General features: G+C 73.9%; 20 protein-coding genes. 11 read left to right on the plus strand and 9 right to left on the minus strand.

Annotation, left to right across the window (positions count from 1 at the left end):
* Positions 1-36 precede the first annotated feature (36 nt).
* Positions 37-435 carry an NTP transferase domain-containing protein gene (locus ABGB12_RS08950; protein WP_347675801.1) on the minus strand — a complete coding sequence of 133 codons (399 nt, stop codon included), beginning with the start codon at positions 433-435 and terminating at the stop codon, positions 37-39.
* Positions 436-548: 113 nt separating this feature from the next.
* Here ABGB12_RS08950 and ABGB12_RS08955 point away from each other — a divergent pair, with 113 nt between their 5' ends.
* Entirely contained in the window at positions 549-1,382 is an 834-nt protein-coding gene (locus ABGB12_RS08955; RefSeq protein ID WP_347675802.1) for a polysaccharide deacetylase family protein, read from the plus strand.
* Positions 1,383-1,385: 3 nt separating this feature from the next.
* Here the strand turns inward: ABGB12_RS08955 and ABGB12_RS08960 are convergent, their stop codons facing one another.
* Entirely contained in the window at positions 1,386-3,047 is a 1,662-nt protein-coding gene (locus ABGB12_RS08960) for a PucR family transcriptional regulator ligand-binding domain-containing protein (protein WP_347675803.1), read from the minus strand.
* A gap of 121 nt (positions 3,048-3,168) precedes the next feature.
* On the opposite strand from ABGB12_RS08960, the gene ABGB12_RS08965 reads away from it, so the two are divergent.
* The 4 genes from ABGB12_RS08965 (at position 3,169) to ABGB12_RS08980 (ending at position 6,872) form a co-directional block, all read left to right on the plus strand.
* Positions 3,169-4,113, plus strand: a complete 945-nt coding sequence (locus ABGB12_RS08965) for a DUF2877 domain-containing protein (RefSeq protein ID WP_347675804.1) — start codon at positions 3,169-3,171, stop codon at positions 4,111-4,113.
* Positions 4,110-4,631, plus strand: coding sequence for a hypothetical protein (locus tag ABGB12_RS08970; RefSeq protein ID WP_347675805.1), 522 nt, complete (start codon positions 4,110-4,112; stop codon positions 4,629-4,631). The genes ABGB12_RS08965 and ABGB12_RS08970 overlap by 4 nt, the downstream gene beginning before the upstream one ends.
* A gap of 142 nt (positions 4,632-4,773) precedes the next feature.
* Complete coding sequence (locus ABGB12_RS08975) at positions 4,774-5,676, plus strand: aldose 1-epimerase family protein (RefSeq protein ID WP_347675806.1); 903 nt, start codon at positions 4,774-4,776, stop codon at positions 5,674-5,676.
* A complete protein-coding gene (locus tag ABGB12_RS08980) occupies positions 5,673-6,872 on the plus strand; it encodes an aldolase (RefSeq protein WP_347675807.1) in 1,200 nt (399 codons plus the stop codon). The genes ABGB12_RS08975 and ABGB12_RS08980 overlap by 4 nt, the downstream gene beginning before the upstream one ends.
* A 24-nt stretch (positions 6,873-6,896) precedes the next feature.
* Here ABGB12_RS08980 and ABGB12_RS08985 read toward each other — a convergent pair whose 3' ends face one another.
* Positions 6,897-7,271 (minus strand): FKBP-type peptidyl-prolyl cis-trans isomerase, encoded by a 375-nt coding sequence (locus ABGB12_RS08985; protein WP_347675808.1) that lies wholly within the window; start codon positions 7,269-7,271, stop codon positions 6,897-6,899.
* A 121-nt stretch (positions 7,272-7,392) separates the two neighbouring features.
* On the opposite strand from ABGB12_RS08985, the gene ABGB12_RS08990 reads away from it, so the two are divergent.
* Positions 7,393-8,175, plus strand: coding sequence for a carbon-nitrogen hydrolase family protein (locus ABGB12_RS08990; RefSeq protein WP_347675809.1), 783 nt, complete (start codon positions 7,393-7,395; stop codon positions 8,173-8,175).
* On the opposite strand, the gene ABGB12_RS08995 is transcribed toward ABGB12_RS08990, so the two are convergent.
* From ABGB12_RS08995 to ABGB12_RS09010, 4 genes are all read right to left on the minus strand, one after another.
* The gene (locus ABGB12_RS08995; RefSeq protein WP_347675810.1) at positions 8,172-9,617 is read right to left on the minus strand and encodes a carboxyl transferase domain-containing protein; all 1,446 of its coding nucleotides are present in this window, start codon (positions 9,615-9,617) and stop codon (positions 8,172-8,174) included. The genes ABGB12_RS08990 and ABGB12_RS08995 overlap by 4 nt on opposite strands.
* 59 nt (positions 9,618-9,676) lie before the next feature.
* Positions 9,677-11,038: an acyl-CoA synthetase gene (locus tag ABGB12_RS09000; RefSeq protein WP_347675811.1), complete on the minus strand. Its 1,362-nt coding sequence runs from the start codon at positions 11,036-11,038 to the stop codon at positions 9,677-9,679.
* Positions 11,039-11,042: 4 nt separating this feature from the next.
* On the minus strand, positions 11,043-12,209 hold the full coding sequence (locus ABGB12_RS09005; protein WP_347675812.1) for a CoA transferase: 1,167 nt from the start codon (positions 12,207-12,209) through the stop codon (positions 11,043-11,045).
* A 78-nt stretch (positions 12,210-12,287) separates the two neighbouring features.
* Positions 12,288-12,926, minus strand: a complete 639-nt coding sequence (locus ABGB12_RS09010) for a DsbA family oxidoreductase (RefSeq protein WP_347675813.1) — start codon at positions 12,924-12,926, stop codon at positions 12,288-12,290.
* Between the two features lie 93 nt (positions 12,927-13,019).
* Between ABGB12_RS09010 and ABGB12_RS09015 the strand changes: the two genes are divergently transcribed.
* Together ABGB12_RS09015 and ABGB12_RS09020 are read left to right on the plus strand one after the other, a co-directional pair.
* Complete coding sequence (locus ABGB12_RS09015) at positions 13,020-13,940, plus strand: ATP-binding cassette domain-containing protein (protein ID WP_347675814.1); 921 nt, start codon at positions 13,020-13,022, stop codon at positions 13,938-13,940.
* Positions 13,937-14,776: an ABC transporter permease gene (locus tag ABGB12_RS09020; protein WP_347675815.1), complete on the plus strand. Its 840-nt coding sequence runs from the start codon at positions 13,937-13,939 to the stop codon at positions 14,774-14,776. The genes ABGB12_RS09015 and ABGB12_RS09020 overlap by 4 nt, the downstream gene beginning before the upstream one ends.
* A gap of 561 nt (positions 14,777-15,337) precedes the next feature.
* Here the strand turns inward: ABGB12_RS09020 and ABGB12_RS09025 are convergent.
* The gene (locus ABGB12_RS09025) at positions 15,338-15,820 is read right to left on the minus strand and encodes a hypothetical protein (protein WP_347675816.1); all 483 of its coding nucleotides are present in this window, start codon (positions 15,818-15,820) and stop codon (positions 15,338-15,340) included.
* Positions 15,821-16,309: 489 nt separating this feature from the next.
* Positions 16,310-16,489, minus strand: a complete 180-nt coding sequence (locus ABGB12_RS09030) for a hypothetical protein (RefSeq protein WP_347675817.1) — start codon at positions 16,487-16,489, stop codon at positions 16,310-16,312.
* Between the two features lie 521 nt (positions 16,490-17,010).
* On the opposite strand from ABGB12_RS09030, the gene ABGB12_RS09035 reads away from it, so the two are divergent.
* From ABGB12_RS09035 to ABGB12_RS09045, 3 genes are read left to right on the plus strand one after another with little or no spacing between them, the layout of a single operon-like run.
* The gene (locus ABGB12_RS09035) at positions 17,011-18,183 is read left to right on the plus strand and encodes a pyridoxal phosphate-dependent aminotransferase (RefSeq protein ID WP_347675818.1); all 1,173 of its coding nucleotides are present in this window, start codon (positions 17,011-17,013) and stop codon (positions 18,181-18,183) included.
* Positions 18,184-18,238: 55 nt separating this feature from the next.
* Entirely contained in the window at positions 18,239-18,928 is a 690-nt protein-coding gene (locus ABGB12_RS09040; protein WP_347675819.1) for an SseB family protein, read from the plus strand.
* A 10-nt stretch (positions 18,929-18,938) separates the two neighbouring features.
* Positions 18,939-19,520 carry a prepilin peptidase gene (locus ABGB12_RS09045; RefSeq protein WP_347675820.1) on the plus strand — a complete coding sequence of 194 codons (582 nt, stop codon included), beginning with the start codon at positions 18,939-18,941 and terminating at the stop codon, positions 19,518-19,520.
* Position 19,521: the final 1 nt, after the last annotated feature.

The raw sequence follows: 19,521 nt of genomic DNA on the forward strand, positions 1-19,521 counted from the left end.
GGATGCTCCATCAATCCCTACTGAGTCAATCGACAATCAGGGTATGCGGTCCGCGAGGCCGCTGAGGTCGAGGAAGGCGAGGTCGGCCGGAGCGCCGGGATCGCCCGGCGGGCGCGCGCCCTCCTCGATCGCCCGCCGGACCGCGCCCGGCGTCAACCCCGGCGCCCCGGTGCGGGCCAGGACGGCGCTGGTGGTGTGCGGCGGCAGCGCGGCCAGCCCGGCCCGGACGCCGGAGGCCGGACCGTCCCGCCAGTGCGGGTCGGGCACGATCAGCCCGCCCAGCACCTCGATCGGCACCGCGCCGGTGACCACCAGGATCGGGCCGCAGCCGCCTTCGCGCAGCGCCCTGACGTCCCGGTCGACCCTGCGTTCGCCGTCGATGAGGGCCACGGCGTCCTCGTCCGTGGCCAGCAGTACCGCCGCGATCCTCAACATCTCTCGACCATAACCGCCCCCGGCGGACGGCGGTGGGATTCCCCGGCGGCGGGCCGGAGAGATCGGCGTGCCGGATTCGCCAGCGATCACCAGGGTGTGCGAGATTGTTCATCATGCGCGGTGGTTTCCCCCTCCTCTCCAGTGCGGTGGCGGCTGTCCTGGCGTTGGCCGCCGGGGTGTGGCCCTCGGTCCGGGTCCAGGCCGTCAACGGCCCCGACGCGGAAGAGATGCGGGCGGAGTACCGCGCGGTGTTCGCCGACCAGTCCTGGCCCAGGCCCGCTCCGGGCTCGTGGACGCTCCCGAAGCCGTCCGCCGACGGGCTGCCGCCCGTCATCAGCCGGATCGAGACGCAGGAGAAGGTCGTCTTCCTGACCATCGACGACGGCTACGAGTACGACGCGGAGTTCGCCGAGATCGTGCGCAAGGAGAAGGTCCCCATCCTGACCTTCCTCACCTCGGTCTACATCCCGCAACACGGGCCGTACTTCTGGGCGCTGAAGAACGCCGGCTCCCGCATGGAGAACCACACGGTCAACCACAAGAACCTCGCGCTGCTCGGTCCCGAGGGCCAGCGCCAGGAGATCTGCGGCGCCTCGGACAAGATCGAGGAGCAGTACGGCCGCCGCCCGACCGTCTTCCGCCCGCCGTTCGGCAGCTACAACCAGACGACGCTGCAGGTGACCAAGGAGTGCGGCATGAAGTCCGTGCTGCTGTGGTCGGCGGAGTTCTACAACGGCACGAGGTCGCCGCAGGGCGTCCCCGACGCCTTCGTGCGCGGTGACGGGGGACAGGGCTTCAAGCCCGGGGACATCGTCCTCATGCACTACCGCAAGGGCCTTGCCTCGCAGATGCGGACGATCCTCGGCTGGATCCGCGACCAGGGCTTCAAGCCCGCGGCCATCGAGAACTACCTGCCGGAGTCCCTGGGCGGCAACGCCGAGGGCTGAGCCTCAGATCCCGCGCATCCGCAGCACCTGCAGGGCGAGGTTGAGGTTCAGCTGCAGGTGCGGGTCCTCGGTGAAGGGCCCGACCAGCCGCTCCAGCTTGCCGATGCGGTAGCGCAGCGTGTTGTAGTGGAAGTGCAGCCTGCGCGCCGTCTCGGCCACGTTCAGGTTGGTCTCCAGCAGCACCTGCAGGGTGCGTCGCAGGTCGGCCGACTCCGGGTCGGCGTCCTCGGCGAGCTCGCCCAGCGTCTCCCGGACGAAGGAGTGCAGTTCGGCGGTGTCCTCCACCAGGCTGAGCAGCCGGTAGACGCCGAGCGAGTCGAAGTGCGCGGTCTCGCCGGGGCCGTGCATCTGCCGGCCGACCCGTACCGCCTTGACCGCCTGGTCGTAGGCGTCGGGCAGCGCCTCGGGCGTCTTCACCGGGCGGCTGACTCCGGTGGAGAACACCGGCGACTCCCCGGAGGAGACCTCGCGGACCAGCCCGGTCACCAGGTCCTGCAGGTCGCCGATCGAGGGAAGGCCGACGACCGCGACGATCTCGTGGGCGAACGAGGCCACCGCGGCGGCCCGGTCCCTGCGGCGCACCGCCGCGGTCCAGGCCGCGGCGAGCCGCTCCTGCGCGAGCTTGGCGGCCTCCTCGTCGGCGCCGGCGGCGTCGAGGTCCGGTGAGGCGACGAGCACCGCGACGGGCCGGTCCAGGTCCCAGCCGAATCCGGCGCAGTGCGCCACGACGCGGGAGCCGTCTCCGGCCCGTCCGGCGAGCACGTCGCGCAGGAAGTCGGCGCGGTACTTGCTCTCCACCGCGGCGACGGCCTGCTGCTTGGTGATGACGAGGGCGGCGACGGTGGCGGCGCGCTCGAGGATGCCGACCTCGGTGTCGCTGAGGCCGCCGCCGGGGCAGTGCGCGGCGATGAGCCCGTGGTCGAGGCCGCCCGCGGCGACCGGCACCGCCAGCCGGTCGCCGTGCAGGCCCGGTTCGGGGTGGTCGTCCAGCCAGTCCTCCAGCGCGCGCAGGTCCTGCGGGTCGCCTGCCCGGGCCAGGACGCGCTGCTCGCCGTCCAGGGTGAGGACCGCGCCGGGCAGCAGGGCCGCCAGCTCCTCGGTCACCTCGCGCAGCCCGCCGCCGCACAGGACGATCTGGACCAGCGCCCGGTGCACCTCCTCGGTGCGGGCGAGGATCGCCGCCTGCCGGTTGAGGATGTCGGTGAGCACCTGGTTGAGGATGTCGTCGAAGCCGACGTGCTCGGGCAGCTGGATGAGCGGGAAGCCGAGCCGGTCGGCCTGGGCGAGCATCTCGGCGGGCAGTTCGTCGAGGTAGGCGCCGGGTTTGACGGCCAGCGCCGCGACGCCGCGCTCGTTCAGCCCGGTCACCAGGTGGCCGAGCGCGGCGGGGCGGTTGCGCAGTGGGTAGCCGGTGGTCAGCAGCAGCTCGTTGGGCTTGACCCAGGCCAGGACGTCGGGCACCTCCATCACGTTGAGGCGCTGCACCACCCGGTCGAGCCCGGAGGCGCCGGCGACGAGTTCGGCGTCGGCGAGGGTGGAGACGCCCAGGACCTCGCGGACGGGCAGGCCGTAGGTGAGGGTGCCGGTACTGGCCAGCCGCAGCCGGGGCGGGAGGGCGCGGTTCTCGCCGGTGCGTCTGGTCCAGAGGTCTGTTCGGTTCTCCATTGCGCGACAACCCTCACAAGAAAGACGAACAAGGGCAAGTATCCTTGGCAACTTTCTCCATACGGCGATCTTGGTCATACGGTTAACGTCCCGTTGACATCACAAAGACGGAGGCGATCCGGTGATCGAACGGAGCGAGGCTGCTCTCAGGACCGTGCCCCACCCGGTCGCGCCGGACCACGGCGCCGAGCCGGTCCGCGCCCCGGTTCCCGGGGCCGCCGGGCTCGCCGTGCGTGAGGCGGTGGAACGTCCGCGCCGGCCCGCCAGGGTGATCGCGGTCTTCCCCTCGGCCGTCTATCTGCGGCTCAACGGAGGCTGCGAACCCCGCGTCGTCGCGCTCGTCGGATCCGACGGCATGCGCCCGGCCAACTCCATCGTGGTCCCGGCCGGGGTCAAGCAGCAGCCCTTCGCCGGGGTGCGCGAGGGCGACACCGCCTGGGTCGGGGACGGATACGCGGAGGCGGGCGGCCTGCGCGTCAGGGTGAAGCGCTGGTGGGATTCGCGCCCGGTGCTCGGCCCGCTGCCCGAGGCCAGACTGAGGCACGGGGCGATGCTGCTGGAGACGGCGCTGGACCCGCGCGCCTGCGGGCTGGCCGGGCACCCCGGCCCCGCCGCGCTGGCCGCGGGCTGCGCGGCGGGCGACCTGGCCCAGGCGGTACAGGCGGCCGAGCGGATCGTCGGGCTCGGCCCCGGCCTCACCCCCAGCGGCGACGACGTGATCGCCGGGATGCTGCTGTCGCTGCGGCTGCTCGGCGAGGTGACGACCGGCGGCTCCCGCGCGGTGTGGCTGGCCGACTGGCTCGGCGCCGCCGTGACCACCGACGCGGAGACCCGCACCACCTCGCTGTCGGCCTCCCTGCTGCACTGCGCGGCGGCGGGGCAGCCCAGCGGCGAGGCGGCGGCGGTGCTGCGCGCCCTGGCCGGACGCGAAGCGCTGGCGCCCGCCGTGCGCAGGCTGGTGGCCTCCAGCCGCTACTCCGGCGCAGACCTGGCCTGGGGCCTGCTCGCGGGCTGCAGGGCGGTACTCGCGCTCAACCGGCCCTCCTCCAGGCTGGCCTCTGCGTGAGCGAACCGGTCCCGGTCGCAGGACCGCACGCCCTCCGCGAGGCGGTCGCGGCGCTGAGGCGGGGCCGCGACGTGCTGCTGTCCGGCGCGGAGCTGACCCTCTCCGAGGAGATCGCGCTGAAGGACGAGGCCGCCGCCCTGGGGAGGCTGGTCCTGGGCCCCGGCGCCGCGCCCGGCACCCTGCCGCCCGGCAGGTTCGGCGTCGTGGGGGTCGGCGCGGAGGCGACCGGCCGGGTGCTGCGTTCGCTGACCCTCGCCGGAGAGGGCGGCAGGGTGCTGCCGGTGGGCTCCCGCGACCTGTCGGCCGCGGTGTGCGGGCGCTCCACCCTCCAGGCGCTGGCCGCGCTGGACGAGGATCCGCTCGTCACCGTCATCGTGATCGCGGCGGAGCCCCCGCCGCCGGAGGTCTCCGCGCTGCTGAGGGAGGCGGCCCGCCGGCTGGCGACCCCCGTGGTCTCGGCGGCGCCCGGGGAGGAGCGGGCGGTGCTGGCCCGGCTCGGGCTGCCCGCCGGTCCGTAGCCGTCCGGGTCGGAGCCGGCACCCGCGGTCGGTGAAATTTCCCCCTGGGCATGAGGGAGATAGGAGATTGTCCACGGAGCGGCCAGATAACTGTGACAGCCCTAGAGGATCTTGGGCGGGAACGGTCCGCGACAATGGCGGCATGACGCTCACCGGCACCCAGCACACCATCACCGCCGGCCCCTACCGGGCGGTCGTCACCGAGCAGGGCGGGACGCTGCGCTCCCTCACCCTCGCCGGCCGGCCCCTGGTCCTGGAACACGACCCCGACGAAGTGGTCCCGGCGGCCCTCGGCCAGATCCTGGCGCCCTGGCCCAACCGGATAGACCGCGGCGTGTACGTCTTCGAGGGCGTCGAACAGCGCACCCCCGTCACCGAGCCCGAACGCGACTGCGCGATCCACGGACTGGTGCGCTGGGAGTCCTGGACGGCCGGCGAGCGCCGGGACTCCCGCGTGACCCTGCGCCACCGGCTGCTCGGCCGTCCCGGCTACCCGTACCGGCTCGACCTGGCCGTCACCTACGAACTCGACGCCGAACGGGGGCTGAACGTGACGCTCTCGGCCACCAACTCCGGCACCCGCAACGCCCCCTACGGGCAGAGCGCGCACCCCTACCTCACCGTGGGGCTGCCGCTGGACGAGTGCACCGTGACGTTCGGCGCCACCCACTACCAGCCCGTCAACGACCGGCTCATCCCGTCCGGGGCGCCCGTCCCCGTCACCGGCACCCGCTACGACCTGACCGCGGGCGGCCGTTTCGGCGACCGCCGCATCGACACCGCCTACACCGGGCTGCCGTCCACAGAAGAGCGGGTGTGGGTCGGGCTCAGCGGAGGAGGCCGGACCGTCGGGCTGTGGGCGGACCGCGGCCACCCCTGGTTCCAGCTCTACACCGCTGACGACCTTCCCGGAGAAAAGGCGCGCACCGGACTGGCCGTCGAGCCGATGACCTGTCCGCCCAACGCATTCAACACCGGTGTCGACCTCATCACCTTGAAACCGGGGGACACATTCTCCGGATCTTGGGGGATCATCTCCTTGTGAACCTCAGCCTGTCGAAGACCGACGATCTGGCGGAGCGGGTACGCGCCCTGGCCGCCGATCTAGCCAGCCAGTTCCCCGGACCCGCCGGGGGCCGTCAGCCAGTCCACACGGTGTTCGTCCCGGCCGACCGCTTCTCCCCCGCCACCCCGGCGGAGTGGGGGGAGCGGGCGCTGCGGCTGCTCAACAAGCACACCCCGGGCGACGGCTCCTTCGGCACCGCCTTCACCCTCGACCCGAGCCTGGCCGGGACGATCCGCTCGCGGGTCGCCGCCAAGCTCGCCCGCGAGCCGATCGAGGACCTGCGCATCGACTTCGCCGACGCGTACGGCACGCGCGGCGACGACGAGGAGGACGCCCACGTCGCCCAGGCCGTCGAGTCCGTCGCCGCCGCCTACAACGCCCAGCAGCTCCCGCACTTCTGGGGGGTGCGCGTCAAGTCGTTCTCCGGCGGCGGGCACGAGCGGGCGATGCGCACCCTCGACGGCTTCCTCACCTCGCTGCGCGACCGGCTCGGCCGGCTGCCCGGCGGCTTCACCATCACGCTGCCCGACGTCATGGCGGCCGAACAGGTCGGCGTGTTCACCGAGTACCTCGACCGGCTCGAGGCCGCGCTCGGCCTGCCGGGCGGGGTGCTGCACTTCGAGATCCAGATCGAGCGGCCCGAGGCGGTGGCCGACCACCGCGGCGGCCTGGGCGTCCGGCGGATCCTCACCTCCGGCCAGGGCAGGATCGGCACCGTGCACTTCGGCGCCGCCTCCTACACCGCGGCGCTGGGGCTGCCCCACGAGGAGCAGCGGCTGGACCACCCGGCCTGCGACTTCGCCCGGCACATCCTGCAGACGTCCGTGGCCGGGCGCGGCATCCGGCTGTCGGACGGCCCGTCGCACCTGGTCCCCCGCGACGAGGGCAGCGACGAGATCACCGCGTGCTGGCAGGCCCACGCCACCGGCGTCCGGCACTCCCTGGCGCACGGCTTCTACCAGAGCTGGGACCTGCACCCGGCCCACCTGACCGCCCGCTACGCCGCCCTGTTCGACTTCCACCTCACCGGCGTGGAGACCACCATCGGCAAGGTCAAGGCGGCTCCCGTGCCCGATCCCCACCTCGTGGAACGCCTCCAGCGCGGAGTCGCCTGCGGGGCCCTGGACGCCTCGGCGCTGCCCGGCCAGGGACACGAAAGCGGCCCGGGTTCGTGACCCGGGCCGCCTCGGTCCGCCCGTCTACTTCACGGCGAGCAGGTCGACCACGAAGATGAGGGTCTCGCCCGGCTTGATCGCCGCGCCCGCGCCGCGCTGGCCGTAGCCCAGGTGCGGCGGGATGACGAGCCGGCGGCGGCCGCCGACCTTCATGCCGGCCACGCCCATGTCCCAGCCCTTGATGACCCGGCCGCCGCCGAGCGGGAAGGTGAACGGCTCGCCCCGGTTCCAGGACGCGTCGAACTCCTCGCCCGTGGAGTGCGCCACACCCACGTACTGCACCGTCACCTGGCTGCCGCGGGTCGCCTCGTCCCCGTCCCCGACCACCAGGTCGGTGATCTCGAGGTTGGCGGGCGGCGGGCCCTCGGGGAAGTCGATCTCAGGGCGTTCAAGCGCCATGTCTTCAGGCTCCTTAGAAATCTTGCTGACCTGCCGAGATTACTAGAGCGCGTTCGCCGGGATCCCCGGTGCGACGGGGCGCCGTCTCGGTTCCGCCGGAAGGACAGGGCAGACTGGCCCCATGCGGGTAGCTTTGTGTCAGATCGAGGTGGGGGACGAGCCGGAGGCCAACCTGGCCGCGGTGCGCGAGGCGCTGGCGCGGGCCGGGGACGCCGACCTGGCCGTCTTCCCCGAGGCCACCATGATCAGGTTCGGCAACGGCCTGCGGAGGGTCGCCGAACCCCTGGACGGACCGTTCGTCAAGGGGCTGCGCGAGGCGGCCGCGGAGCACGGCACCGCGCTGGTCGCCGGGGTCTTCGAGCCCGCCTCCGACGGGCGCACCCACAACACCACCGTGGTGATCGACTCCTCGGGGGCGCTGGCCGGCTCCTACCGGAAGATCCATCTGTTCGACGCGTTCGCCTTCGCCGAGTCCGACACCGTCGCGCCGGGATCCGAGCCCGTCGTCGTGGACGTCGGCGGCATCCGGCTCGGCCTGGTCACCTGCTACGACGTCCGGTTCCCCGAACTGGCGCGCGCCCTGGTGGACCAAGGCGCGCACCTGCTGGTGGTGACCGCGGCCTGGGCGCAGGGCCCCTTCAAGGAGGAGCACTGGACGACCCTGGTGCGGGCCCGCGCGATCGAGAACACGATCTGGACGGTCGCCGTGGGCAAGGCCCCCGACCGGAGCGACCCCCCGCACGGCGGCCGCACCGGGGTGGGCCGCAGCATGCTGGTCGACCCGATGGGCACCGTCGTCACCGACCTGGGCCCGTTCCCCGCCGTCCGCACCCTCCCGGTGGACCTGACGCTGACCGGCGAGGTCCGCCGCGTCCTGCCGTCCCTGGAGCACCGCAGGCTTTAGGCCGGGCGTTCGAAGCGGGAGGCGCGGGCGGCCGCGCGGTCCTGCGCGGGCAGGGAGCAGGCCGCCAGCACGGCGGTCTCCAGCTCTCCGGCCAGGGCGAACGGCTGCTCGGAGACGATCCAGTCGACGATGCCGCGGCTCTGCAGGTCGGCGGCGCGGATGCCCTGGGACTCGGCGAGCTCGGCGGCCCTGCCGGGCGTGCGGTGGACGATGACGGACGCGCCCTCGGGCGGCAGCGGCGAGAGCCAGGCGTGCTCGGCGCACAACACCCGGTCGGCGGGCAGCAGGGCCAGCGCCGCGCCGCCCGCGCCCTCTCCCAGCAGCAGGCAGACGGTCGCGGTGTCCAGGGTGATCAGGTCGGCCAGGCAGCGGGCGATCTCCCCGGCCAGGCCCCGGTTCTCGGCGTCCGCGGACAGCACCGCGCCGGGCGTGTCGACCACGGTGACCAGCGGCAGACCCAGTTCGGCGGCGAGCCGCATGCCGCGCCGGGCGACCCGCAGCCCCGCGGGTCCGATCGGGTGGCCGGTGCGCTGGCTGTGCCGGTCCTGGGCCACGACCACGCAGCGGGCGGCGCCGAACCTGGCCAGCGCCAGCAGCAGCCCCGGGTCGTTCTCGCCCTCGCCGGTGCCCGACAGGAGGCTGACGTCGGAGGCCTCGTCCAGCAGCTCCCGCACGCCGGGACGGTCGTCCCGGCGGGTGTGCCGGACGGACTCCCAGGCCCCCGGCGGCTCTCCCATGGGCCGGGCGTAGCGGTACAGGGGGGCGTACGGGGTGCGGGGCGGCATCAGGACGTTCAGCGCCCGCGCGGCGACCGGGCGCAGGTCCTCGAGGGCGACGACGGCGTCGACCAGGCCGCGGGCGGCGAGGTTCTCCGCCCGCTGCACGCCCTCGGGGAACGGCTCCCCGTACAGCCCCTCGTACACCCGGGGGCCGAGGAAGCCGATGAGCGCGCCGGGCTCGGCGACCGTCACATGGCCGAGCGACCCCCAGGAGGCCAGGACGCCCCCGGTGGTCGGATGCCGCAGGTAGACCAGGTAGGGGAGGCGGGCCGCGCGGTGCGCCATGACGGCGGCGGTGATCCGCGCCATCTGCACGAACGCGAAGGTGCCCTCCTGCATGCGCGTGCCGCCGGAGGACGGCGCGGCCAGCAGCGGCAGGCCCTCCCGGGTGGCGCGTTCGACGGCGGCGACGATCCGGTCGGCGGTGGCCGCCCCGATCGATCCGGCCAGGAACCCGAACTCGCTGACGACCAGCGCGACCCGCCGCCCGTCCAGCAGGCCCTCCCCGGTGAGGACGGCCTCGTCGACGCCGGACCGCTCCGCGGCGGCGGCGAGCTCACCGGCGTAGCCGGCCGGCTGGCGGGGCGGGGAGTCCCAGGAGCGCCAGCTGCCCGGATCGAGCGTCAGGTCGATGAGCCGCCGGGCGGTTCCGCGATCTTCCACACCTCGATTCAACCACCCGACCGCCCGCCCCCGGCGTCCGGTCCGCCGCCCGGACGCCGTCAGAGTCCGGGGAGCAGTTTCTTCTGCACCTTGCCGAGCGCGTTGCGCGGCAGCGAGTCGACCAGGCGGACGGCGCGGGGCCGCTTGTGCGCGGACAGGCCGCCGGCCACGAAGTCGATCAGCTCCCGTTCGCCGACCGCGTCGGAGACGACGACGAACGCCGTCACCTGCTCGCCCAGGTCCGGGTGCGGGGTGCCGATCACGGCGGCCTCCCGGACGGCGGGGTGGGCCAGCAGCGCCGCCTCGACCTCGCCCGCGCCGATGCGGTAGCCGCCGCTCTTGATCAGGTCGGTGGAGGCGCGGCCGACGATCCGGTGCCAGCCGTCGGGGGCGATCGTCGCGATGTCCCCGGTGCGGAACCAGCCGTCCCGCAGGGCCTCGGCGGTGGCCTCGGGGCGGTTCAGGTAGCCGTTGAAGACCGTCGGAGCGCACACGAGCAGTTCGCCGGGGCTCTCGCCGTCGTGCGGGACGGGGCCGCCGTCCTCGGCGACGAGCCGGGTGCTCACCCCCTTCAGGGGCAGGCCGACCTGGCCCGGGCGGCGCTCCCCGTCATGGCGGGCGCTGACGGTGATGAGCGTCTCGGTCATGCCGTAGCGCTCGACGGCGCGGTGCCCCGACCTCGCCTCCAGCGCCTCGAAGACGGGGGCGGGCAGGCCCGCGCTGCCCGAGACCAGCAGCCGCGCGCCGCGCAGAGCCTCGGCCGCCCCGGACTCCACCACGCGGGACCAGACGGTGGGGACGCCGAAGTACAGGGTGCCTCCGGCCGCCGCGTACGCCTCGGGCGTCGGGCGCCCGGTGTGCACGAGGGCCGAACCCGTGCGCAGGGCGCCCAGCACGCCCAGGACGAGGCCGTGGACGTGGAAGAGCGGCAGGCCGTGGACGAGGGTGTCCTCCGCGGTCCAGGCCCAGGCCTCGGCGAGCGCGTCCAGGTCGGCGGCGATCGCGTCCCGGGAGACCATCACTCCCTTGGGCGGGCCGGTCGTGCCGCTGGTGTAGAGGATCATCGCGGTCTCGCCGCCCGGCGGCTCGGGGAAGGAAGCCGTGCCGCGCCCGGTGGCGGGGACGGACGGAAGCCCGAAGTCGCCGTCGCCGACGAGCAGTTCGGCGCCGGAGTCGGTGAGGATGTGGGTGCGTTCGGCGGGCCCGGAGTCCGGCGGCACCGGCACCACCGGCACCCCGGCCAGTAGGCAGCCGACCACGGCGACCACGGTGTCGAGGGTGGCGGTGGCGTTCACCGCGACCGCGCGGGCCCCGCCCACGCGCCCGGCGACGGCCGCCGCGCGGGCGAACAGCTCCTCGCGGGTGGTCTTCTCGTCCGCGACGCGCAGGGGGCGCCCGTCGTGTCCGCCCAGCAGTGCCATGCCCTCAGTCCTCCGTCTCGTCGTGCGCGTCCTGCTCGTCCTGCTCGTCCAGCCAGGCCCGGACGGACGCGTCGTGCTCGCCCAGCAGGGGCGGCGGGGTGTGCTCGAACCGGTGCCCGTCGAAGCGCAGCGCGGGCCCGGGAAGCTCGATCTCGCCGAGTTCGGGATGGTCCACGGTGACCACGAGGCCCTGGGAGCGGGTCTGCTCCCAGTCGTACACCTCGTCGAGGGAGCGGATGGAGCCGGCCGGGACTCCGGCTCCGGCGAAGCGCTCCAGCCAGACCGCGCGGGGCTCGGCGGCGAGGGTCTTCTCGATCTCCGCGGTCAGCTCGGGCCTGCGCCGGGTGCGGTCGGGGAGCTCCGCGAACCGGGGGTCGTCGGGGTCGAGTCCCACGACGGGCGCGAACCTCCGCCAGATGGACTGGTTGGCCACGCCTATCTGCAGCAGCCCGTCCGCGCACCGGAACGTCCCGTACGGGGCCAGGGACGGATGGTCGTTGCCGAGCGACTCCGGCACCTCTCCGGCGACGGTCCAGCGCGTCCCCTGGAAGCCGTGCGCGCCCACCACGGAGGCCAGCAGAGACGTCCGGACGACTTGGCCGCGTCCCGTCTTCGTGCGCTCGTACAGCGCTGCGAGCACTCCGGCGACGACGTTCTGCGCCGCGAGCATGTCGGCGACCGTCATCCCGACCTTGCTGGGCTGCCCGGGAGGGCCCGTCACGCTCATCAGGCCCGCCTCGCCCTGCACGATCGCGTCGTATCCCGGACGCCCGCCTTCGGGCCCGTCGTGCCCGAAACCGGTCACCGACATGACGACCAGCCGGGGGTTGGCCTCCAGCAGCCGGTCGAAGCCCAGGCCGAGGCGGTCCATCACCCCGGTGCGGAAGTTCTCCACCAGCACGTCCGCCCGGCGGACCAGCCGCAGCAGCACGTCCAGGCCGGCGGGGTCCTTGAGGTCGAGGGTGATCGACTCCTTGTTCCGGTTGCACGACAGGTAGTACGTGCTCACCCCGTCGGCGAACGGCGGCCCCCAGCCGCGGGTCTCGTCCCCGCCGGGCTGCTCCACCTTGATCACCCGCGCGCCGAGGTCGCCGAGCGTCTGGGTCGCGTGCGGACCCGCCACCACCCGGCTGAGATCCACGACGAGCACCCCGTCGAGCGGTCCAGACACCAGCGAACACCTCCGAACCAGAAGTATCGCCTGTTCCCGGGCACAAGAGAATCGAGGGGTGCCGAGACGCCGGGGGGCTCAGCCGAGCTTGCCCGCGACCTCGGACAGCGCCGCGGACAGGACCTCGGCGGGCTGGGCGCCCGAGACCGCCCACTGCCCCTCGAACAGGAAGAACGGCACCCCGCTGACGCCCAGCGCCCTGGCGTGCTCCAGCCCGGCCCCGATCTCGGCCACGCCCTCCCGGGAGGCGAACATCTCCCGCACCCGCCCGCCCGGCAGACCGGCCTCGCCGGCCAGATCCGCCAGCGTCTCCTCGTCCGAGACGTCGAGGCCCTCGGCGTGGTGGGCCCGGAAGACCCGGGAGACCACGGCGTCCTGGACGCCGTCGTCGCCGGCCTCGCCGGCCAGCCAGATCACCCGGTGCGCCGAGAGGCTGTTGGCCCGCCTCGCCAGTTCCGGCGCGTACGGCAGCCCCTCCGCGGATGTCAGGGCGCGCAGCCGGTCGTGGGCGGCGGCGACCTTGTCGGCGCCGCCGAACTTCTCGCGCAGCCAGTCGTCGGCCAGTCCGCCGTCCCGCACCGGGGCCGAGGGGTCGAGCTGGAAGGGGCGCCAGGACACCTCCGCCTCCCCGGGGAAGTCCTTCAGCGCGGCCCGCATCCGGGCCTGGCCGAGGTAGCACCAGGGGCAGACGACGTCGGAAAAGATGTCGATCTTCACGGACGCGACAACCCCCGGACAGCCGGGTAAATTCCCGGTCCGCTTTTCCCGCACCCTCCGCGACGCGCCCAGAACCGCTGGTAGACCGAGGCTGTGATCGAGGCACGGGGGCTGAGCAAACGTTATGGGGACAGGACCGCGGTCGACCGGCTGGACTTCGTCGTGCGGCCGGGAACGGTCACCGGATTCCTCGGCCCCAACGGGGCGGGCAAATCGACCACGATGCGGATGATCCTCGGCCTGGACCGGCCCAGCGAGGGCACCGCCCTGGTGGGCGGCAGGCGCTACCGCGACCTGCACGCGCCGCTGCGCCAAGTGGGGGCGCTGCTCGACGCCAAGGCCGTGCACGGCGGGCGCAGCGCCCGCAACCACCTGCGCTGCCTGGCCGCCGCCAACGCGATCCCCGCCGGACGGGTCGAGGAGGTGCTGGAGCTGGTCGGCCTGTCCGCCGTCGCCGACCGCCCGTGCCGCGGCTTCTCCCTGGGCATGGGCCAGCGGCTGGGCATCGCCGCCGCGCTGCTCGGCGACCCCGCCGTGCTGATCTTCGACGAGCCGGTCAACGGGCTCGACCCCGAGGGCATCCTGTGGATCCGCACCCTCATGCGGAGCCTGGCGGCCGAGGGCCGGACGGTCTTCGTCTCCAGCCACCTCATGGCGGAGATGGCGCTGACCGCCGAGCACCTGCTGGTCATCGGCCGGGGCCGCATCCTGGCGGACACCGGCATGAAGGAGTTCATCGAGACCAACTCCGAGCACTACCTGCGGGTGCGCACCCCCCGCCCGGACATGCTCTGCCCGCTGCTGGTCCGGCGTGGCCTGCGGGTGGAGCCGGAGCCCGGCGGGTCCTTCCGGATCAGAGGCGCCTCCGCCCCCGCGGTGGGGGAGCTGGCCGCCCGCGCGGGAGTGGCGCTGCACGAGCTGAGCCCCGTCCGCGCGTCCCTGGAGGAGGCCTTCCTGCGGCTGACCGGAGAGAGCGTCGAGTACCACGCCGACATCCCGAGGGAGGCCGCGTGAGGAGGAGGAACCCGCCCCTGCACCTGACGGCGGCCCCCGCCAGGCCCCTTCCCCGCAGGCGCCCCGCCTTCGGCCACACGGTGGGCTCGGAGTGGCTCAAGCTGAGGTCGGTCCGCTCCACCTACTGGACGGTCCTGGCGACCCTGGTCGTCTCCGTCGGGCTGAGCGGACTGCTGGCGCTGGCCTTCGTCACGAGCTGGGACCGGCTGCCCGAACGCGACAGGGCGCTGTTCGACCCCACCTCCTACGCCATGACCGGCACCAACATCGGGCTGCTGGTCCTGTCCGTCCTGGGCGTCCTGACCATGACCTCGGAGTACTCCACCGGCACGATCCGCGTCTCGCTCGCCGCCGTGCCCGACCGCACCCGCTTCCTGGCCGCCAAGGTCCTCGTGCTGGGCGCGGTCGCCCTCGCCGTGGGCCAGGTCTCGGCCTTCGCCAGCTTCCTGCTCGGCCAGCTCTTCTTCGCCTCCCGCGACCTGGACGTCTCCCTGGGCGAGCCGGGCGTCCTGCGCGCCGTCTCCGGCTGCGGCCTCTACCTCACCCTGGTCACCCTGCTGGCCTTCGGCATCGGCGTCCTGCTCCGGCACACCGCCGCCGCCATCACCACCGTCGTCGGCCTGATGTTCGTCCTCCCGATCATCGCCGCCTTCCTGCCCGGAGAGCGGTGGCTGGCCGTCCGCAGGCTCATCCCCTCGCAGGCGGGCTCCGCCGTCACCGTCGTCCACCCCAACGAGACCTACCTCGCGCCCCTGCCCGGCCTCGGCGTCTTCTGCTGCTACCTCGCGGCGGTCCTCGTCCCGGCGTATCTGCTCTTCCTGCGGCGCGACGCCTGAGCTGAGCCGCCGGACCGGCGACGGCCCAGAGCCTGTCTCGAAGTCCGGTCGCAGGCGGATCGGTGGATGCGCTGAGGAGGGATTCCCGGTGCGGTTTACCGGAGGTCGGAAAGAATTTTGGTGACTCTCTGCGTTCTGTCGGTCGCTCATGGCAGGATCCGGGGTCATGCAGACGACCGCCGCCACCAGGTCGGGGCCGCCGGATGCCTCCGGTGGCCTCGAGGGCGGTGCGCGTCCCACACGGGGTGCGAACAAGGCTGCGGCGTGGCGGTGGGACGGACCGGTGTCGGTGATCCGCCTGCCGCTGGTGGTGGACGAGCAGGCCTCCGCCCGGTTGGAGGCGTTGTTCGGAGCGATGTTCTGTCTCAAGCGGGCGGTGCAGCGCGAGGCCCGTTCCCGGACGGAGGCGTTCTGGAAGGGCGGGCGTCGCCGGGAGGCGGACGCGGCGGCTTGGCGGCGTGAGGTGGGCCTGACGCGTCCGGCGTTGGAGCGGGCGGCGTATGGGCATCTGGACGCCTCGGGCTGGCTGCGCCACCACGCCACCAAGGCGTTGGCGCTGCATCAGGCCGACGAGGTGTGGACCGGGGTGGAACGGCACCTGTTCCCCGACGCCTCCGGCAGGCGCGCCGGGCGAACCCGGACGGGTTCGTGGTGGGAGTACACGCGCATCCCCGGCCGGGCCCGTTCACACACGACGGCCCGCAAGTGGGAGACGTTCCGGCTGCACGGCAGCCTGCAGGGCCATCTGGACGCCTGGCGCCATCCCGGCCTGCCTTCGGAGGTGAGGTCTCCCGCGCAGGCCGCGCGGCTGGCACCGGGGATGCCGGTGCTGGCCCAGCCCCGCCGTATGCCCGCGCCCCGGCCTGCCGCCGCTCGCGGGGGCAGGGCCTTGTGGTGGGAGCATGAGGGGCCGCTGGCGGTGGTGTTCACCGGCGGCCCCGACAGCGTGCGCGGGGAGCTGGTGCTGCCGGTGCGGCTGCCCCAGGGCGCGGGCCGGTGGAGGCGGCTGTGCCACTTCCTGGGCAGGCCCGAGTCCTGGCACAAGATCGATCTGGTGCGGCGACCCCATCCCGCGGCTCCCGGCGGGTGGGTGTACGAGGCGCACCTGATGGTCCTGGACGGCGGCTACACCTTCCCGGCCACGGACGAGCGCCGACGGCAGACGGCTGCTGTGGAGCGGATCGGCGGGGTGGACCTCAACGTCTCCAACCTCTCCGTCGTCTCCCTGCCCGCCGCCCTGCACCCCTCCGGCGGGCCGGTGCTGGCCGACCAGATCACCCTCACCGACCTGGAGCGCGCCGCCGTGCAGCGCCAGCGGACCAGAGCCCGCCGGCGCGCCCGGGCGCTGGAGCGCTCACGCCGCGCCAACAACAAGGCCCGCTACGAACTGTCGCGCCGCCAGCGCAGACGGCGCGAGCGCAGGCGGGCCGCCGGACTGCCCGAGCGGCGGGTCGACCTCCCCAAGGGGCCACGCCTGGCCGATGCGGCGGGCCGCCCCTTGACCTCCTACCGCAAGGACCGGACCACCGGCGGCTACCGGGCGCTGCGCACCCGCACCCGCGCCGACCAAGCTGGACGCACCGAAGCCAGGCGAGCTCGCGCCAGGCGGGCAGCCGAGCGGATCACCGCCGCCCACGGGGTGCGGCTGACCATCGAGGACGGAACGGTCGGCTCCTGGTTCCGGCTGTGGGGACGGGCCTGCGCGGTGTTCACCCCCGGCATGCTCAAGACGGCGCTGGCCGCCGAATGCGCCGCTGCGGGCGGCCGACTGGGACGGGCATCGACGTTCACCACCGCCCTGTCCCAGCACTGCCTGTGCGGCCAGCGAACACCCAAGACCCTTCGGCAGCGGGTGCACCACTGCCCGTCCTGCGGGCTGACCGCAGACCGGGACCTGGTCTCGGCCGCACTGGGCGCGTTCGTCACCTGGACCGATGCGGCCGACCCCCGCACGGCGTCGGTCGACTTCTCTTCTTCCCGGCACGCCCTGGGCGTGTTCGGGCTGGGGCTGCAAGGAGCCCTGGCCGAGTCAACCGCCACCCGCACCCGCCCCGCCCCAACAGGCGGGGAAGGGAGGCGAGGCGGCAGCCGCCCCGAAGGGGAGGCCTCTGCTCGGCCGCATCCGGAACGCCAGCGGCGCCGACCCCGGACCGGGACCCGTCACGGGTCCCGCCGGGCAGACGCCGCCGGGCACCGGACTGTCTCGACTTCGAGACAGTCCTTAGGGTGGTCCCGTGCGGGATCCACTGGTCGAGCGGATGCGGGGCTTCGGGACGACGATCTTCGCGGAGATGTCCGCGCTGGCCGTCCGGACCGGGGCGATCAACCTGGGGCAGGGCTTCCCCGACGAGGGCGGGCCCGCGAGCGTGCTGGAACGGGCCGTCGAGGCGATCCGCGAAGGCGGCAACCAGTACCCGCCCGGCATCGGGATCCCCGAGCTGCGGCGGGCCGTGAGCGAGCAGCGCCTCGCCCGCTACGGCCAGGAGTACGACCCCGACACGGAGGTCCTCGTCACCGTGGGTGCCACCGAGGCGATCGCGTCCGCCGTCCTGGCCCTCGCCGGGCCCGGCGACGAGGTGATCGCCTTCGAGCCGTTCTACGACTCCTACGCCGCGACGGTCGCGCTGGCCGGGGCCCGCATCGTCCCCGTCACCCTGCGGCCCGACGGAGGCCGCTTCACCTTCGACCCCGACGAGCTCCGCCGGGCCGTGACACCCCGGACGAAGGCCGTCATCGTCAACTCCCCGCACAACCCGTGCGGAACCGTCTTCACCGAGGAGGAGCTGCGGTTCGTCGCCGGGATCTGCGTCGAGCACGACCTGACGGCGATCACCGACGAGGTGTACGAGTACCTGACCTTCGACGACGCCGTGCACCTGCCCCTGGCGGCCTTCCCCGGCATGCGGGAGCGGACGGTGACGATCTCCTCGGCGGGCAAGACGTTCTCCGTCACCGGCTGGAAGACCGGCTGGGTCTGCGCGCCCGAGCCCTACATACGGGCCGTCAAGACGGTCAAGCAGTTCCTCACCTACGTGGGCGCGGGCCCGTGGCAGCACGCCGTCGCCCACGGCCTGCGGCACGAACTCGACTGGGTCGAGGGGCTGCGCGGGTCCCTGCAGGCCAAACGCGACAGGCTCTCGGCCGGGCTGGAATCGGCCGGCTTCACCGTCCACCGGCCCCAGGGCACCTACTTCGTCCAGGCCGACCCGCGCCCCCTGGGCCACGAGGACGGCGAGGCCCTCGCCAGGGCCCTGCCCGGCCTCGCCGGAGTCGTGTGCATCCCCACCGGGGTCTTCTACGCCGATCCCGCGCGGGGACGGCACTACGTCCGGTTCGCCTTCTGTAAGAAGGACGAGGTCATCGACGAGGCGGTGGAGCGGCTGCGGCGCGGCCTGCGACGGCCCTGAGGCGCGAGGGGGAACCGGCGTCGTCTCGGCGGAGGATGGTTATACCCTTCGTGGCGTGGCTGGACCGTCTCTCATCAAACCCCAGTTCCCCGACGACGACGGGAGCGCCGACGCGGCCCTGACGGCCGCGCTCACCGCGTACGCCGCGGGTCAGGGCGGCGAACACGCCGTTCTCGACGCGCTGTCCCGAAGCCGGGTGCTGGTGCCGATCGTCGCCGTCCTCACCTCCGAGGAGACCGTCGAGGGGATGCGCCGGGAGAAGGAGAGCGAGATGGCGCTGCCGACCCTCGTCGGGGCGGACGGGCGGCGCGGGGTGCTCGGCTTCACCTCGCTGCAGACCCTCCAGCTGTGGCGCCCGGACGCCCGGCCGGTGCCGGTCTGGGCCCCCGACGCCTGCAAGACCGCGCTCGAGGAGGGGGCCGAGGCCCTGGTCCTGGACGTCGCAGGGCCGATCCCGTTCGCGGTGGACGGGGTGCGTCTGCACCTGCTGGCCGAGGGCCGCCCGGTGCCCCCGCCGCACCAGGACCCCGAGGTGCTCGCCGCGATCGAGGCGGCGTTCGGCCTGGAGGCCGGGGTCACCGGGGTCAAGGTCGGCCCCGGCGAGGGCGCGGAGCTGGCCGTCCGCTTCAGCGTGGACCCCGGCGTGGACGAGGAGGCCGCCGTCCGGCGGGTCGGCGACAGGCTGGCCGACGTGCTGCGCGGCAGGATCGTCGGGGGCGTCGAACTGGCGGTCTCGCGCCGGTAGTGTCACCCGGGTGACCCAGACCTCCCCCCGGGATCCCTGGTTCGACCCCGTCCGGCGGCGGCCCGTGCCGGTCACCCTGGTCACGGCCGCCGTGCTGGCCCTCCTGGCCTGGCGCCTGGGGCCCCGCTCCGACCTGGCGGCCTTCGCCGTCCTCGGACTGGCCGGGACGTTCCTGGCCTTCATCGACGCCGAGCTGCTGCGGCTGCCCGACCCGCTGACGCTGCCGCTCCCGCCGGCCCTGCTCGTCCTGCTGGGGGCCGCGGCGCTCGGAGAACCGGACGGCGCCGCCCCGGGCACCTTCCGGGGCGCCCTGTACGGGATGGGGGCGCTGCTGCTGGTCTACGGGCTGCTGTGGTTCGCCGCCCCCTCCCAGATCGGCCTGGGCGATGTGAAGCTGGCGCCGTCGCTGGGCCTGGTGCTGGGCTGGCTCGGCCTGGAGGCGTTCGTCACCGGGGTCGTGGCGATCCACGTGCTGGGCGGGCTGTGGGGCGCCGCGCTGCTGGCCACCCGGCGCGCGGGGCGCGGCTCGTCCTTCCCGTTCGGGCCGTTCATGCTGGCCGGGACGCTGATCGCGGTGCTGCTGCACGGCTGAG

Origin of the sequence: Actinocorallia sp. B10E7 (genome assembly GCF_039871655.1) — a bacterium.
GTDB lineage: Bacteria > Actinomycetota > Actinomycetes > Streptosporangiales > Streptosporangiaceae > Actinocorallia.